The sequence below is a fragment of the Mesobacillus foraminis genome (assembly GCF_004340465.1).
Classification (GTDB): domain Bacteria; phylum Bacillota; class Bacilli; order Bacillales; family Cytobacillaceae; genus Mesobacillus_B; species Mesobacillus_B foraminis.
Genome location: NZ_SLVV01000008.1, coordinates 193,063 through 208,631, shown reverse-complemented (window position 1 = coordinate 208,631; position 15,569 = coordinate 193,063). Strand labels below are relative to the sequence as shown.

12 protein-coding genes are annotated in these 15,569 nt (G+C 45.3%); 5 read left to right on the top strand and 7 right to left on the bottom strand.

The window, feature by feature from the left end; all coding sequences use genetic code 11:
- Nucleotides 1-111: 111 nt before the first annotated feature.
- The gene (locus EV146_RS16060) at nt 112-1,686 is read right to left on the bottom strand and encodes a response regulator (protein WP_132008136.1); all 1,575 of its coding nucleotides are present in this window, start codon (nt 1,684-1,686) and stop codon (nt 112-114) included.
- On the bottom strand, nt 1,683-3,524 hold the full coding sequence (locus EV146_RS16055) for a sensor histidine kinase (protein ID WP_241993929.1): 1,842 nt from the start codon (nt 3,522-3,524) through the stop codon (nt 1,683-1,685). The genes EV146_RS16060 and EV146_RS16055 overlap by 4 nt, the downstream gene beginning before the upstream one ends.
- A gap of 287 nt (nt 3,525-3,811) precedes the next feature.
- On the opposite strand from EV146_RS16055, the gene EV146_RS16050 reads away from it, so the two are divergent.
- The 3 genes from EV146_RS16050 (at nt 3,812) to EV146_RS16040 (ending at nt 6,917) form a co-directional block, all read left to right on the top strand.
- Nucleotides 3,812-4,693 (top strand): carbohydrate ABC transporter permease, encoded by an 882-nt coding sequence (locus EV146_RS16050; protein ID WP_121613840.1) that lies wholly within the window; start codon nt 3,812-3,814, stop codon nt 4,691-4,693.
- Nucleotides 4,693-5,520: a carbohydrate ABC transporter permease gene (locus EV146_RS16045; RefSeq protein ID WP_132008130.1), complete on the top strand. Its 828-nt coding sequence runs from the start codon at nt 4,693-4,695 to the stop codon at nt 5,518-5,520. The genes EV146_RS16050 and EV146_RS16045 overlap by 1 nt, the downstream gene beginning before the upstream one ends.
- Before the next feature lie 95 nt (nt 5,521-5,615).
- Nucleotides 5,616-6,917: an ABC transporter substrate-binding protein gene (locus EV146_RS16040; protein WP_132008127.1), complete on the top strand. Its 1,302-nt coding sequence runs from the start codon at nt 5,616-5,618 to the stop codon at nt 6,915-6,917.
- 339 nt (nt 6,918-7,256) lie between these two features.
- Here EV146_RS16040 and EV146_RS16035 read toward each other — a convergent pair whose 3' ends face one another.
- Together EV146_RS16035 and EV146_RS16030 are read right to left on the bottom strand one after the other, a co-directional pair.
- Nucleotides 7,257-9,257 carry a penicillin-binding transpeptidase domain-containing protein gene (locus tag EV146_RS16035; RefSeq protein WP_132008124.1) on the bottom strand — a complete coding sequence of 667 codons (2,001 nt, stop codon included), beginning with the start codon at nt 9,255-9,257 and terminating at the stop codon, nt 7,257-7,259.
- Between the two features lie 101 nt (nt 9,258-9,358).
- Nucleotides 9,359-10,405, bottom strand: a complete 1,047-nt coding sequence (locus tag EV146_RS16030) for a stage II sporulation protein SpoIIQ (RefSeq protein ID WP_132008121.1) — start codon at nt 10,403-10,405, stop codon at nt 9,359-9,361.
- 135 nt (nt 10,406-10,540) lie between these two features.
- On the opposite strand from EV146_RS16030, the gene EV146_RS16025 reads away from it, so the two are divergent.
- The gene (locus tag EV146_RS16025; RefSeq protein WP_241993928.1) at nt 10,541-10,966 is read left to right on the top strand and encodes a VanZ family protein; all 426 of its coding nucleotides are present in this window, start codon (nt 10,541-10,543) and stop codon (nt 10,964-10,966) included.
- Nucleotides 10,967-11,169: 203 nt separating this feature from the next.
- Nucleotides 11,170-12,177, top strand: a complete 1,008-nt coding sequence (locus tag EV146_RS16020; protein ID WP_132008115.1) for a nuclease-related domain-containing protein — start codon at nt 11,170-11,172, stop codon at nt 12,175-12,177.
- A gap of 19 nt (nt 12,178-12,196) precedes the next feature.
- Here the strand turns inward: EV146_RS16020 and spoIID are convergent, their stop codons facing one another.
- The 3 genes from spoIID to EV146_RS16005 all read right to left on the bottom strand — a co-directional run bounded on the left by spoIID (nt 12,197) and on the right by EV146_RS16005 (nt 15,513).
- Nucleotides 12,197-13,237 carry a stage II sporulation protein D gene (gene spoIID, locus EV146_RS16015; protein WP_132008112.1) on the bottom strand — a complete coding sequence of 347 codons (1,041 nt, stop codon included), beginning with the start codon at nt 13,235-13,237 and terminating at the stop codon, nt 12,197-12,199.
- Between the two features lie 192 nt (nt 13,238-13,429).
- A complete protein-coding gene (murA, locus tag EV146_RS16010) occupies nt 13,430-14,737 on the bottom strand; it encodes a UDP-N-acetylglucosamine 1-carboxyvinyltransferase (protein ID WP_132008109.1) in 1,308 nt (435 codons plus the stop codon).
- A 32-nt stretch (nt 14,738-14,769) separates the two neighbouring features.
- Complete coding sequence (locus EV146_RS16005) at nt 14,770-15,513, bottom strand: YwmB family TATA-box binding protein (RefSeq protein WP_132008106.1); 744 nt, start codon at nt 15,511-15,513, stop codon at nt 14,770-14,772.
- Nucleotides 15,514-15,569: the final 56 nt, after the last annotated feature.

Sequence of the window (15,569 nt, the reverse complement as noted above, 5' to 3'; positions counted from 1 at the left end):
GAGAAGGAATGAAACGGCTTACATTGACACGTAGGGTGGAATATATTGAACAGCACGAAGGATGCTGAACTCATTTTTTCCACCCGGCCATGCAAACCGTCTCTCCTGCCCTTATTTTAACCCCAGCCTGTATTCGTTTGGAGTGATTCCCTCGACTTTTTTAAAAACTTTCCGGAAATACTTATCATCCTGGTAGCCAACCATGCTGGCAATCTCGTAAATTTTCAGCTGGTCGTTCTTCAATAGAGACTTCGCCTTCCGAATCCGGTATTTCACGATATAATCGGAGATATTTTCATTGAATTCCTGCTTGAACTTTCTTGAGATATACTCCCTGCTTAAATAAAATTGATCGGCAATTTCCTGAAGCTTTACATCCCGATCAAAGTTCGCCTGTAAATACTGTTCGATTTCATAAATGATATTCCCTTTTTCCAGCTGAGTATGTCGCTTTATTGACTTTAGGAACAGGGAAATTTCCCGCTTCTTCCTGTTCACGTACTCCTCCAGACAAAACTGCCCGTTCCGGTCCAAAAACAGGTCGGCTTCGCGCTCGATATCATCCGGCGGGGTAAACGGGAGGCGGTATTTTTTCATCCATTGGTTGCAGATCACCTGGTACTCCCTTTCAAGGTGGAAAAGCTGCCTGAGGGACATGAAATGATTTTGGGAAAATTCACTGGTTACCTCGTCAATCACTCCTTCAAATGCAGAAACTTCCCCTGCCTGTACCGCCAGTTCGATGCTCGAGGCATGAGCCATCAACGTAGGCAAGGCTCCCTCCGCCTCATTTACCCTGGAATAGACCCGGATCTCTTTCTTGTCCAGCAAATTATGGCTGAGCATTACCTCTGTAGCTTGGCGGTAGGAATCCATCAGCTGGGAGATTTCATCCACCTGATGTCCAATCGCAATCGGGCAGGCAAAGTCCATTGCCTCTTTCAACGCTTTATAAATCGTGGCTAGATGCTTCTCCAGCTGCTCAAATTGATTCCAGAAGATGATGACGATCTGCCCTCTTTGCGCCAGATAACGAAAGCCAATCCCGATATCCTCGGCCTTTAAAATTTCATTAATCACATTCAGGGTCGTAAAATAGGCAAGATCCCGGCCAAATTCAATCATGACCTGCTCATTTATTTTTACGACGGCAGCCACATACTTCCCTGATGGCTGAAACCCCAGCTCCTCATAGAGATTTTCCTTCAAATGGTCATTGGCAAACAGTCTGGTGAGCATTCGATCACGGTAAACCGGCTTCATTTCATTGAGGAGCTGGTAGCTGTTTGTCTCTTTCCTGCGCTCTGCTTCTTCCTTTTTCCATTCTTTTACGGCATTTTCCAAGGTTTGATTCAGTGCGTCAGGATCAACCGGCTTTAATAGATAATCCGAACTGCCAAAGTGAATGGCCTTCCTCATATAATGGTAGTCATCGTATCCTGTTACAACGATCGTCTTGCTGGTTGGCTGATTCTCCTTGATCCACTCGAGGAGCTGGATACCGTCCTTCTTCGGCATTTTCATATCGGAAAATATAATTTCGGGCCGGTACTCCTCAATCATTGCAATTGCTTCTTCCCCGTTCGTTGCCTCATAAATTTCCTTTATTCCTTGTGCCTCCCATTCTCCGAGAAGCCTGATTCCTTCCCGGACATGCTGTTCATCATCCACAATCAAGACCTTCATGAAGGGCTGTCCTCCTTTGATATAGCAGACGGAATGTCGAACGTGACGGTAAAACCGCCGTTTTCTGCGCCTTCAATCCTTATAGCTGCGTCATTTTGATAGTAAATCTTCAGGCGGTCAAAAATATTCCTCAACCCGATGGAATCACCGTCCCTGCCGTATTTGGAAGAACGTCCAAAGTCCTCCTGTAGCCTTCGTGCATCGGCCTCGGAAATTCCAGTTCCATTATCTTTTATTGTGATTCTGACTCTGCCATTCTCCTGCATGCCGGCTTCCAGCTGGATGAATGCCGGTCCTTCTGTCTGGTCGAATCCATGTTTAAAACTGTTTTCTACAATTGGCTGCAGGATCATTTTTGGGACCTGTATGCTATCCACTTCAGGCTGAATTAAAATTTCATATTCAAAGCGGTCGCCAAATCGCTGTTTCTGGAGCTGCAGGTATGACTTTACATGGAGGACTTCATCGCTGAGAGGCACAATATCGTCCTTCATGTTCATGCTGTACCTCATGATTTTCGAGAGCGAGGTCAGCAGGGAATAAACCGGGACTGCCTTATGCTTCAGCGCCAATGTCCCGATCGACTGCAGCGCATTATAGAGGAAGTGGGGATTGATCTGTGACTGCAGCACCTTGAGCTGTGCAGACTTATTTTCAATCTCCAGCTTGTATTCCCGCTGGATCAGATCATTGATGGTTGCGATCATCATTTTAAAATGCCTTCCCAGCATCCCGAATTCATCATTCCCCAATGTATCAAAATCCGCCTGGAAGACTCCCTTCTCCACCTTTTTCATATTGGCAATCAGCACTTTAATCGGCTCTGTGAATTTGAACGATATCACCATTGTCGCTAAAACGACAATCACAAGCGAGCCGAGGCCAATGAGGATGTTCATGAGCGCTGTTTCCCTGGCACCCTGATATAAAAGATCATATGGGATTCTCTTGACGATATGCCAGCCGTTTAAAGAATCCGAGAACTCATCATAGATAATGACACCGGAAAAATTGCCATCCTTCCACTCCATGCTTTGCGCCTTTTCAGGGGCCTGCTTCAGCCGTTTATACCACTCCTGCCTGTTTGGCTTTCCGATCAGCTCCGACTCTGATGAATAGACGATCCTGCCCTCTTCATTCATCAGGTAAAAGTCTTCAGCACCTTTCGTATAGAGCCTTTCCGCGATGGATTCAATCTGCGAGAGGTTAATATCGACGGATAAAAAGGCTAAAGGATCGCTGTATGGAACATCTCTGATTATATTGTGAAAGCTTAGTACATTCTTTTTTTGCGAGTTTGGGATCATCGATAAATTATTATAGCTGTAGATTTCATGGGGCGGCTCGATCATCGTGTTATCATTTGGGTTTGACCGGCTGAATTTATTGTAATAAGGATGCTCATAAACATTCTCATATGTCCCTCTTCCGCTCAATGCAGAATGATAGTTGGTATAGGAGTCCTTGCCTTCATGTATATATAGATGCATCTGTTCAATTTCCGCACGTGTATTAAATAGATAGATCAGGATCCGGTTGATCTCCTCCTGATTGCTGACAAGATCATCCGACACGCCGTCCCTCAGCACATTCATTAAGGGCGTATATCTGTAGAGCGTCGTCTGAATATAAGAAAAATCCTCCAGGTAGGTCGTAATATCCTGCTTCCCATTTTCAATCACTTCCTGATTGCCGGTGACTACCTGCTCATTCAGGGACCTGGTGGTATGGAAATACGTAATCGCAATCGCAAAGCTGGATGGCAGGACTGTAACCGCCATCAAAAAGAGAATCAATTTGGTTCTGATGCTCCAGCCCCTTCTAAGATGTTTGTCCACTGAACACCCCGTCCTCCTATCTAAATCTAAAAACATTTTTCTCATTGTAGCATATAAATGAAAATTTCAATCTAGTAGATTTTTGGGTGCACCAGGGGGGTGACAAAATTGACAGTTCAATATTTTCCACCCTTTTGGTCAATGTAAGCCGTTTCATCTTTTTCGCAATTCTTTAAAATAAGATTATCGGAGGTGCAGAAATGAGTAACCATAGTAAACTAGAAAAAGTAAATTCAGCAGCCTTTCAGAATCAGCCTAATGTAAACGCATCCAGGTCCGTGCCTTTCATGAAAAGCAAAAAGGTAAAGAAAGCTGGACTGTTTGCCTTATTTGTCGGACCCGCATTTTTGGCTTTTGCCATGATTGTTCTTATCCCATTTTTCACAGGTGTCTATTATGCTTTTACCGACTGGAACGGCGTTACCGGAAATGTCAGCTGGGTAGGCTTGGATAACTTCAAGTATCTGTTCACCGAGGACAAGCAATTTCAGCAGTCCTTTATGCTGACCATCAAATACACCGCAGTCGCCATTATCTTAACCAATATCGTAGGCTTTGGGCTTGCCTTGCTCATCTCCCAAATGCTAAAAACAAGAAACATCCTGAGAACGGTCTTTTTCCTCCCGAACTTGATCGGCGGACTGCTGCTGGGCTTCATCTGGCAGTTCATTTTCATCAAAGGATTTGAATCCATTGGGAAACTTACAGGAATCTCCCTGTTCCAGCTTCCATGGCTTGGCGATGAGCAAACGGCTTTCTGGGGAATCGTCATCGTGAGTGTCTGGCAAGGTGCCGGCTATATCATGCTCATCTATCTTGCCGCTTTGCAGAACGTTCCGCAGGACATCGTCGAGGCAGCCAAAATTGACGGTGCAAGCAGATTTCAGGTGCTTCGCCATATCACGATGCCGATGGTTGCACCAGCGGTTACCATCTGCTTATTCCTGACCATTTCATCATCATTCAAGATTTTCGACGTGAACTTGTCCCTTACAAACGGGGGGCCTTTCAAATCAACAGAGATGCTGGCGCTTAATATCTATACAGAAGCATTCGTCAATAACCGTTACGGAATCGGCGAAGCGAAAGCCCTGATCTTCTTCCTGGTTGTTGCAGCCATCACCGTCATCCAGGTCAGCATCACCAAGAAAAAGGAGGTTGAGTCCTGATGGAAAACAAATATACCGGCAGAACCTTTATTGTTGAAATCATTGCCATTCTGATCGGTTTAGTCTTCCTTGTTCCTTTCTATTACGTGATTTCAAACTCCCTGAAGACCTTTGCAGACATTTTGACCAACACCTCCGCCTTGCCTTCTGTCCTCCAGTGGCAGAACTATGTACAGGCATTCGAGCGGCTTGACTATCTGAGGGTGTTCACCAACTCGCTGATCATTACCGTGGGGAGCAATGTTGTCCTGATCATCTTCTGTTCCATGGCAGCCTATATGCTCGTCCGGACTAAAAAGAAAATCAGCAATATTATCTTCATGACGTTCGTTGCAGCGATGGTCATCCCATTCCAGTCCATCATGATTCCGCTTATCAAAACGGCGGGCAACTTGGGACTTTTAAACAGCATGTGGGGACTTGTCATTATGTACCTGGGCTTCGGTTCAGGGATGACGATCTTCCTGTACCACGGATTTATCAAAGGAATTCCTGTTGAACTTGAAGAAGCGGCTATCATCGATGGATGTTCTCCATTCGGAGTGTTCTGGAGGATTGTCTTCCCGCTGTTAAAGCCAATCACCGTAACAGTGATGATTTTAAACAGCTTATGGATCTGGAATGATTACCTGCTGCCATCACTAGTGCTTCAGGATCCAGCGTTGAGGACCATTCCGCTTGCCACCTTCTTCTTCTTCGGGCAGTATACGAAGCAGTGGGAGCTGGCCCTTGCCGGACTGGTACTGAGCATCATTCCTTTAGTCATCTTCTTCTTTTCAATGCAAAAGCACATCATCAAAGGAATCACTAGCGGTTCCATCAAGTAATTTCCTACGGGAGCCCTCTCTGCTGGGCGGACCATCGTCCAGCAGGGATCTATTATAGGCAAGATAAAAAAGACAACATTACGGAGGGAAAACGCATGGCTTTCAAAATGAAAAAGTTTTCAGTTGCGGCAGGGGTTTTATCAGCTTCACTTCTTATTACAGCTTGTTCCAGTGGCAATACATCCGGTGAAAATAAAAGCGGCGGCGAAAGCAAAGGCGATAAGGTTGTCGTAGACATTTTCCAGGGGAAGGTTGAAATTGCCGATCAGCTGAAAGCGCTGACAGATGAATATACAAAGCAAAATCCAGATGTTACATTCAATATTGAAACAGTTGGCGGCGGCGCTGACGGCGCAGCAGCTCTTAAAGCGAAGTTCGCATCGAATAATGCACCGGACATTTTTACAAATGGCGGCGACCAGGAAGCACAGATATGGAAAGACAAATTCGAAGACCTTTCCGATCAGCCATGGGTAAAAGATGCGTTTGAAGGAACTTTGGATGGCATGACCATCGATGGCAAGGTGTACGGAATGCCTTTGAACATGGAAGGCTACGGCTTTGCTTACAACAAGGCATTATTTGAGAAGGCTGGCGTCAAGGAATTGCCAACCACCTACTCCGAGCTCGAGGATGCAGCGAAGAAGCTGAAGGCTGCAGGAATTACACCATTCTCCATCGGCTACGCGGAGTGGTGGGTACTGGCTAACCATGGACTGAACCTTCCATTTGCCTACCAGGAAGATCCAGATAAGTTCATCGCCAGCCTGAATGACGGAAGCGGCAAGATTGAAGGGAACGAGCAGTTTGACGCTTTCTTTAAGCTATTGGATTTAACAATGAAATATGGAAACTCCAACCCATTAACAACTGATTACAACACTCAGGTTACTCTTTTCGCAACAGGTGAAGCTGCGATGATCCAGCAAGGTAACTGGATTCAGCCAATGATCGATAAAATCACTCCAGACATGGAAGTTGGCTTCATTCCAATGCCATTAACCGATGATCCCGCTCAATCCGATAAACTGATGGTTGACGTACCAAGCAACTGGGTTGTCCATAACGCTGCACCAGATGCCGACAAGGAAGCAGCAAAAGACTTCCTGAACTGGATGGTCACATCTGAAGAAGGAAAAACCGCTATGACAAAAGAATTTAAATATATCCCGGCCTTCAAGTCAATTGAAGCGACAGCAGATGATATCGGTCCTCTGGGCGCAGACCTGCTGAAATACTCCAACGAAGGCAAAACATACCAGTGGCAATTCATGAAGTACCCTGACGGTGCAGGCCAGGAATTTGGAGCCGCCCTCCAATCCTACATCGCAGGCAAATCGTCCAAAGAAGAAGCCATGAAGGCCATGGACAGCACATGGGCAAAGCTCAAAAAATAATAGGGGGTCTGACCCCCTTTAGTAAAATAAAGAGTGCCTGACCCCTAAGGGTCAGGCACTTCTTTTTTAGCTTCACTTTTCCTTGCATAAAGGGATTTTCAAATTATTTACTCTTCGAATGATGGCCGATTGCCATGCCTGCTAATTAGCTGCTACCTTCTAGCCTTTCGCTTTGATAATTAGCATACTGTGTCTTATGCCTGACTCCTGCCATCCGCTTTTCCAGTCTAGTTTACTACCTCATGAAGGCCCCTTGCCTTCGCCTTGCCAACTAGTTTACTACCTCATGAAGGCCCCCTTGCCTTCGCCTTGCCAACTAGCTTTATGCCACATTCCAGGCTATTCGATGTGAGCCTGGAATGAGCCTTTGACGCGAGAAACGGCTTCTTTAGAGCCTTCACCTTTTTGGACGTCCTCGACCATCATGGAGATGAGCAGGTCTGGTGATTCTGGATTATAGGCGACAAACCAGCCGAGTTCACGGCCTTTTGAGCCTTGTGTTTCCTTGAGTTCAGCCGTTCCAGTTTTTCCGGCAAGGTGATAGTTGCTCATCACCGCTGAATGTCCTGTCCCGTTTGGATCAGTGACGACCTTCCGCATCATGCTATTGATTGTAGAAACATGCTCCTCGGAGATTAACCCTTCTGCTTGTACCTGACTTTTCTCTTCTGTTGCCATCAGGATCGGCTTAATCATATTTCCTTTGTTGACGAAAGGCGTATAGGTAGCAGCTAAATGAAGAATGTTCATTTCGACATGTCCCTGGCCATAGCCGGAATCAGCCAGCAGGACATCACTTTCAAGCTTCCCTATTTGCGAGGCTTCAAGCGGATAGGAGAAGTCCATTTCCTCAAAGCCGAATTTTTTTAAGCCCTCCGCAAATGTATCCTTCCCAATCTCCAGCGCTGCGCGAGCAAAATAAATGTTGTCAGAATAAATCATTGCTTTTTCAAGATCAATGGTGCCTTTAAGATCTGTATAGCGAGTCACTTTGTAGTTGCCCCACGACTTGTCAGGCTGCCATTGTTTCTCATTAATTTCATAGGTCGTATCCTGGTTGATCTTACCGGAATTCAATCCGATCGCTGCCGTAATCGGCTTAATGACAGAACCTGGTACATAGGTCACCTTGAAGCGGTTCAAATAAGGCTTCAGCGGGTCCTCTTCCAGCTCCTGCCGCTGCTTGGATGAAATGCCCAGCGTTTCGGCATTTGGGTCGAATCCTGGCGCACTTACGAGGGCGAGCGTTTCCCCTGTGACCGGGTTCATTGCAGCCGACGTGCCGGCAACGCCCTTCATCTGGTCATAAATTTGCTGCTGAAGAACCACATCGATTGTCAGCTGGACGTTCTCTCCATCTTTTACCGGCTTTTCCGTCAGTACCTTTTCGGATCCGTCTTCTTTGACAATACTGACTTTAACCCCGTTGTTTCCTTTTAATTTCTCTTCCAGCACCTGTTCGAGGCCCCGCTTGCCGATCCAGTCGTTCGCCGTATAGCCCTTGCCTTCAAGCTTTTCAAGATCATCCGCAGTAACTGGTCCAACGAAGCCGATCAGGTGGGAAAGGTCCTCACCATAAGGGTATTCCCTGGCGCCTACAGACTGGCTTGTCACCCCATCCAGCGCAAAAAGTTTTGCTTTAAGGTCTTCATCAGTTTTAGAAATAGTCTTCAATGGAACAAACAAATCCGGTTTTACCCAGGAGGCATTCAGCTTATTGTTAATCTGATCTTCCGTCATTTCCAGGAGCCCGCTCAGCTCCTTGATGGTCTGTGATTTCTTTGCCTCTATTTGACTTGGCACCACTCCAATCTGGAGCGCTGTTCCGTTGATTGCCAGTCCATTCCCTCTGCGGTCGAGAATGTCCCCTCTTGCTGCAGGAGTCGTCTTAAAACTGATTTTATCCCCAGATTCAAGCTCAGGGAAAATATAAGTTGAATCCCAGTCGATATACCAATTCTCGCTGTCATTCCGTTCTTCTTTTACAAGCTTGGCCGTATGGTCAAACACAATGGGGCCTGCTATACTTTCCATGCTTGCCGAAAACGGGAAGCTTGCCTGATCCTTGGCTTTTTCCTTTTCTTCAGGCTGATTAAACTGAACGTCGAGCTTATCAATCTCGAGGTCCTGGTAAATTTTATTATAGCGGTCAACAAACTCTTCTTTCGTCACCGTTTTTTGGGCTGTTGCCGATAAATATCCATACATTTCTTCAAATTTTTGGCCATTCCATAGTTTTACATACTGTGAAAATCTCTCTTCCGGAGCAGGCTCTTTGCTGCACCCGGCAATAATCAAGATTCCGATCAATGACATCAGGATGATAATTGCTTTTTTCATTGCTCTTCCCTCCTCCTGTCTGATTCTACCATAAAAGGAGGATATGTACCTATTAAGACGGCAAAAACCCGCCTGATGAGATTGGCGGGTTCTTGATTTTATTAAGAGTTGCTTGATTCTGTAGAATCAGTAGAAGTGTCAGATCCAGTATCCTCTTTGGAGTCATCCTGTTCTGTATCTTCTTCAGTTGATTTCTTGTCATCGGAAGGAGTGCCTTCTTCAGTAGAAGCATCGTCAGAAGGAGTTCCTTCTTCTGTTGAAGTTTCATCCTCAGCTGGGGTTCCTTCTTCTGTTGAAGTTTCGTCAGCTGGTGTACCCTCTTCAGTAGAAGTTTTATCCTCAGCCGGAGTTCCCTCTTCGGCATCTTCAGCTGGAGTTGTTCCTTCTTCTGTGGCAGCTCCGTCTTCAGCAGCAGGATCAGAGCTTTCGGTGCCGGCTTCATCCTTGCCAGAGTTGCTTTCAGGGGAAACAGCAGCTTCCTCTAAAGAGCTTAGCGGCTTGTCAAAATAATCCAGTGGGTTTACTGGTACATTGTCTTTTCGGATTTCGAAGTGGACATGGTTTCCAGCCTCTTCATTGAACAAGCTTGTGCCGGAAGTGGCAATGGCTTGTCCTTGCTCGACTTTGTCGCCAGCTTTTACTTTCATATTTTTAATTGATTGATACTGTGTTACAATTCCATTGTCATGTTCGATTTCAATCACATTGCCAAGCAGCGAATCTTCCTTGACTACTGTCACTGTACCGCTCAAAGAAGCGATTACGTCAAAGTCTTTTTCATCCTTCGCAGCAATGTCGACTCCTGTATTCGGATGGTACTGATTATTGTAGACTACAAGAGCGGCTTCCTGCTCAGCCTTGTCACTGTCATTATCATAGAATTGAGTTTTGATGACAGTATTTTCGGCATCCTTTACCGGCATTACGAAGTTTTCCAGTGAGCGGTTGACTTCAACAGCTGGCTCTTGATTGATTTTCTTTCCAGGGACTTCAGTTGCAAATTGATCCTTTTCTTCACCGCTGTTTTGATACCAGAGAACACCTGTTAGAATGATTGCGGCACTTGCAAGATATGCTGTTGGATACACCCACCGCTTCTTAAAAAAGCGTTTAAAGCTTTTGTCTTGAGAAGATTTTTCCTCTCTCATTTTCATCACCTCAGCAATCATTCTGAACAGATGCGAAAAAATATATACATAGAGTGAAAAATTTTTTACTGCTTATCTTTCGACAAACGTGTCGATCTTATACATAAATTTTTTTCAAAGATGCGAGGTTTTATAATGAAACTAATAATACGCCTTTTGCCAATCGCCTACATGATCCTCATCTGGGTTCTGTCCAGCCTGCCAGATACGGCCGTAATCGAGCTCCCCGACCGCGGAATCGACCGAATCTTAAAAGAATCGCTGCACCTGGTCGAATTCGGAATACTGTACATTTTGCTCTTTTTTGCCGGGCTGACAATGAAGAGGTTCCGTCCAGCGATGAGCTTTATCTTCATGGGAATTTCCATCCTGTACGGGTTAACCGATGAAATCCATCAAAGCTTCGTGCCCTACCGCTCCGCCACCGTCATCGATTTCGTGAAAGACACGATCGGCGTGCTCGCGGCATCGCATTTCCTGCACCATGCCTATTTCAGCGGGAAGTTTAAGAGACTGGGGAAGCTGCTGAAGGGGTTTGAGGGCTGGATTCAAAAGAATTGAGGAAATATTTTACATCTATTAGGAATATATCATGAGTAATCAGGAATATATCTTTCCTAATCGGGAATAAAAGTGTTCTAATAAGGAATAAATATATCAATTTAAGTTAGTGACACATCTTGTACAAATTTCTGCCTCCTTTTTAGCAGGAAATACTCCTTTAAGAGCGTATTTTCATATAGAAATAAAAAGGAGGCTCCAAATTGATTGTAAAACTTCGATTTATACCACTAAAAGTACACCTTAATCACGCCCTAATTCCTCGGCTGCAAAAAAATCACCCTAAGATAGCTATTATTGAAGCAGATACCCGTAAAAAGATGTCCGGGCACAAAGGCGAAGTGAACACTGACTTCCATTTACAATTCTTTGATGATAAAAACCACCTGATTTTCCAAGGGCTCCGACTTCCGCATCCATACCACTACTTTCAAATAGACACCATCATCCTCTCGACTAAATTTATCCTTCTAATTGAAACCAAGAATCACCCAGGAAGTATCAAGCTTGACGAAAATCAATTCAGCCAGATTACCGAGCACGGGGAAAAAGGGTATACAAACCCTCTCCTACAGGTTCAAAGGCATAAGGAACAGCTGCAGGATTGGCTTGATGTACACCATTTTAGTAAAGTTCCTATCATTACTCTCGTGGTTCTAAGCAATTCCTCCGCCATCATTCAAACAAATGACCCTCGTATTCATAGGAAGATTTGTAAAATAGATAAACTTAAAACTCAGATCATAAAGCTAACAAGCCCTTATACTGAGGAGCGAATGACCAACAAGGAACTGAAAAAAGTAAGCAAATATCTACTAAAAGAGGATACACCCCTGTTCCCCACCGTTTCGAACTCTTACCGTATTCTACCTTCAGATCTCCAGAAAGGAATTATCTGTCCATCTTGTTTATCCTTAGCCATGGTGCGAAAGAATAAGGTCTGGCTATGTCCACACTGTCTCTTCCATGCTAAAAATGCCCATCAAAATGCACTGCTGGACTATTTCCTTTTAATAAAGTCTAGTATAACAAATAAAGAATTCCGGGATTTCCTTGGAATTTCCTCGACAAAAACAGCAAGCAACCTCCTCTCAACCTTAAAATTACCTGCTGCCGGAACAAATAAAGGGCGCATCTATTATTGCCCGAATGATTTTATAAGCCAGCTGGAACACCGATATCAACTGGAAAAACAAAAAACCAAGGCCTGATACAAGCCCTGGTTCCCATTTATTTCTTCGCCGTCACCTTTGTCAGGGTATTCTCTGCCGAGGCAATCTCGACCCCCTTATAGTAGTGCTGGACGATTTCCTTGTACGTTTTGCCCTCAGCTGCCATTCCATTTGCGCCGTACTGGCTCATGCCGACCCCATGCCCAAATCCTTTTGTGTTAATCACGATGTTATTGCCTTTCAGGATCCAGGTAAAATCGCTTGATTTCAGGCCGAGTGCATCCCGAACTTCTTTGCCGGTAAGGGTTTTGCCCCCAATCTGAATCTTCCCGACCCGGTTACCATCGGTGCGTTCGATGATTTTCCCCGGCTCGCTTTCGCCGGAAAGCTTTACACCAAGCTTGTTCTGAAACTCCGCAACCGACATTACCGTCTGGTTGGTATATTTAGGTGATTGGAGATCCCAGGGACTTTCCACGCTCCTTAAGTATGGAAAGGAATTTGGCCAGTAATCCTCGGAATTTTCCGTGTACCCGTTGCTTGTAGAAAAGAAAGTCGCTTCAATTGGAGCTCCGTCATAGGTTAATATCTGTCCATCTGTTGCCTTTACCGCCTCAGTAATTTTTTTCACCTTCCAGTTATAATCGGCTCCCCACTGTTTTTTGAGCTCCTGGTTATTCAAAAAAACCTGATAGGCATCGGTATCAAGTACCTGTGCCCCTTGGGGAAGCTTCGTTTTTTCTGCACCGGAAATTTGCTTGACATAATAGGTCCTCGCCGTCAGGGCCTGGGCTTTCAGCGCCTCCAGTTCAAAGTCGGCCGGCATTTCAGCCGCTACAACTCCGACCAGGTATTGGTCCAGCGGGAGCTTCTCCAGTTTGCTCTGGGCCGTCCTGTAGACAGCTACTTCGACCGCCGAATCTGCGGAAGGCCCGGCATCTGCCGGTTTGCTCGCAGGGCTGGCAGGCTTAATCTCTTCACCCAGCTTCCCGCTCGCCTTTTCCTCCATAAAAGGAAGAACGAGAATCGATGGAACAAGGAGGGTTACAGTGAATAGGAGCGCCGCTAGTACGAAGAGTGGGTTCATTTTTTTTGACATAAAAATAAGCCTCCAAAAAGAAATTAAAACGGTGAAGCACCCGTCTTTACTTCAATCTTATGGAGGCGGACAAGCATTTATGACAGAATCTTCAAGCCAGGACGTTTTCATTTTCATTTCAAATATAAAAAACCGCAGAACCACACTGAGACAGTATAATTCTCCGGTTTTATGAGTACATATAATGTAATATTAAGCGTTCATGTCAGAAATATAGGTTTGCCCGAGTTCCACTTCTTCAACCTCGGAGATCCGCTCAATGTCGGCCCCAAGAGCTGCAAGCTTATCGTGGAAACCTACGTACCCGCGATCCAGGTGCTTCAGTTCTGTAACACGAGTTACTCCCTCAGCAACCAGTCCAGTCAGAACCAAAGCTGCTGCAGCACGAAGATCCGTAGCTGCCACTTCTGCTCCCTGCAGGTTGGATGGTCCGTTCATGATGACGGAGCGGCCATCGATTTTGATTTGCGCATTCATGCGGCGGAATTCTTCCACGTGCATAAAGCGGTTTTCAAATACTGTCTCAGTGATCATGCTGGTGCCTTGTGCGCGAAGAAGCAAGGCCATCATCTGGGATTGCATATCCGTAGGGAACCCAGGATGCGGCATCGTTTTAATGTCGACTGCTTTCAGGATATCCGGACCGATGACACGGATTCCGTCCTGCTCTTCTTCAAAGATAACACCCATTTCTTCCATTTTGGCAATGAGTGATGACAAGTGCTCCGGTACTGCTCCTTTTACAAGGACGTTCCCGCCTGTAATCGCAGAGGCTACCATGAAGGTACCCGCTTCAATCCGGTCAGGGATGATGTTATGCTCGATGCCGAACAGCTGCTCAACACCTTCAATTTTAATCGTGCCAGTTCCTGCACCTTTCACGTTTGCTCCCATTTTGTTCAGGAAGTTCGCAAGGTCGACAATCTCAGGCTCTTTTGCCACATTTTCAATGACTGTTGTTCCTTTTGCAAGGACTGCAGCCATCATAATGTTTTCAGTTGCGCCTACACTTGGGAAATCGAGATAGATTTTAGCCCCATGCAAGCCTTCCAATGCTTCGGCTTCGATGAATCCGTTACCCACCTTTACAGTGGCACCCATCGCTTCAAAGCCTTTTAAGTGCTGGTCAATCGGACGGGAACCGATTGCACAACCGCCAGGCAATGCTACACGTGCACGGCCGTTCCTGGCAAGCAACGATCCCATAACTAAAACAGAAGCACGCATTTTACGTACATATTCAAAAGGTGCTTCAATTTTCAACTCTCTGGATGCATCGACAACAATCGTATTATTTTCAAACTCCACATCGGCGTTTAAAGAACGTAAAACCTGGTTGATCGTATATACATCGGAGAGAGTCGGCACATCACGAATGACACTTTTCCCATCACTTGCTAATAATGTTGCAGCGATTACCGGCAGTACGGCATTTTTAGCTCCTTCTACTTTTACAGTGCCGCTTAGCCTTTTTCCGCCGCGGACGATGATTTTTTCCAAATGTATTCCCCTCCGCGTCCAATTTCTCTATATTAATATTCAATCGTTATGATGGGTGTGCCAACTACAATGGTAGTCTTTCCGCCCATTCCGTCTGGTTTCCTGAGTCCAAGCTGTAAATTCATGTCATGGTCTTTGCTTAATTGCCCGGCAAATAACGGTGAATAGGCAGATGTTGACATAAATGTGTCTTCTTCCAATGCTTCAATCTCGGTCGCATCAAAAGCTTTCAATAAGCCATCCATGTAATTAGGCAAAGCCTCATCCATCTTATCACTGATTACGCCTTCGATACAAGAGAAAGTTTCAGGGCTGCTTTCGAAAATATCAGCCAATCGTACGGGCAGGTTACTATCTAAAAAAGATTCCGATCGTTTGTCCCACGAACCACCTTTGACCTCATACAGAAGATATGTATGAATCTGGCCGTTTGTGACGGTTGAAATGATTTTAAGTGTCTCATTCATATGGGATGAAACATTTGTTGCCGTCACGATATGCTGATTTTCTTTCTTTGATTCAGTCCACGACCAGCCGGAAAACTTGCCTTTTAATTCCCTGACAAGGTTTTCCCTATCCTTCCCTGATTTAACACTTTCCAGAGTTTCCCTTGAATATAAAGACCATTTTTTGATTAAAATATGTTCGTCCTGCAGACGTGAGGCCAAAGTCTGTAAATCTTGTCTAGCGTCAGCTACAGTCGTCTTATTCCCAGCCTGAAGCACGATAAAACCAATAATGCCAAAAATTGATAACATAAGCGAGATTCTTTTCATTCTGTATCTCCTCCCCTTAGTACCATTTTTACCAGGAAAAAGAGGAGCATACTTGG

Bases quoted from the DNA above. Each gene is read 5' to 3' on its own strand.
- EV146_RS16025 (WP_241993928.1), top strand. From the start codon at position 10,541: ATGAAACTAATAATACGCCTTTTGCCAATCGCCTACATGATCCTCATC.
- EV146_RS16045 (WP_132008130.1), top strand. From the start codon at position 4,693: ATGGAAAACAAATATACCGGCAGAACCTTTATTGTTGAAATCATTGCC.
- EV146_RS16050 (WP_121613840.1), top strand. From the start codon at position 3,812: ATGAAAAGCAAAAAGGTAAAGAAAGCTGGACTGTTTGCCTTATTTGTC.
- EV146_RS16030 (WP_132008121.1), bottom strand. From the start codon at position 10,405: ATGAGAGAGGAAAAATCTTCTCAAGACAAAAGCTTTAAACGCTTTTTT.
- EV146_RS16005 (WP_132008106.1), bottom strand. From the start codon at position 15,513: ATGAAAAGAATCTCGCTTATGTTATCAATTTTTGGCATTATTGGTTTT.
- spoIID (WP_132008112.1), bottom strand. From the start codon at position 13,237: ATGTCAAAAAAAATGAACCCACTCTTCGTACTAGCGGCGCTCCTATTC.
- EV146_RS16035 (WP_132008124.1), bottom strand. From the start codon at position 9,257: ATGAAAAAAGCAATTATCATCCTGATGTCATTGATCGGAATCTTGATT.
- EV146_RS16040 (WP_132008127.1), top strand. From the start codon at position 5,616: ATGGCTTTCAAAATGAAAAAGTTTTCAGTTGCGGCAGGGGTTTTATCA.
- EV146_RS16060 (WP_132008136.1), bottom strand. From the start codon at position 1,686: ATGAAGGTCTTGATTGTGGATGATGAACAGCATGTCCGGGAAGGAATC.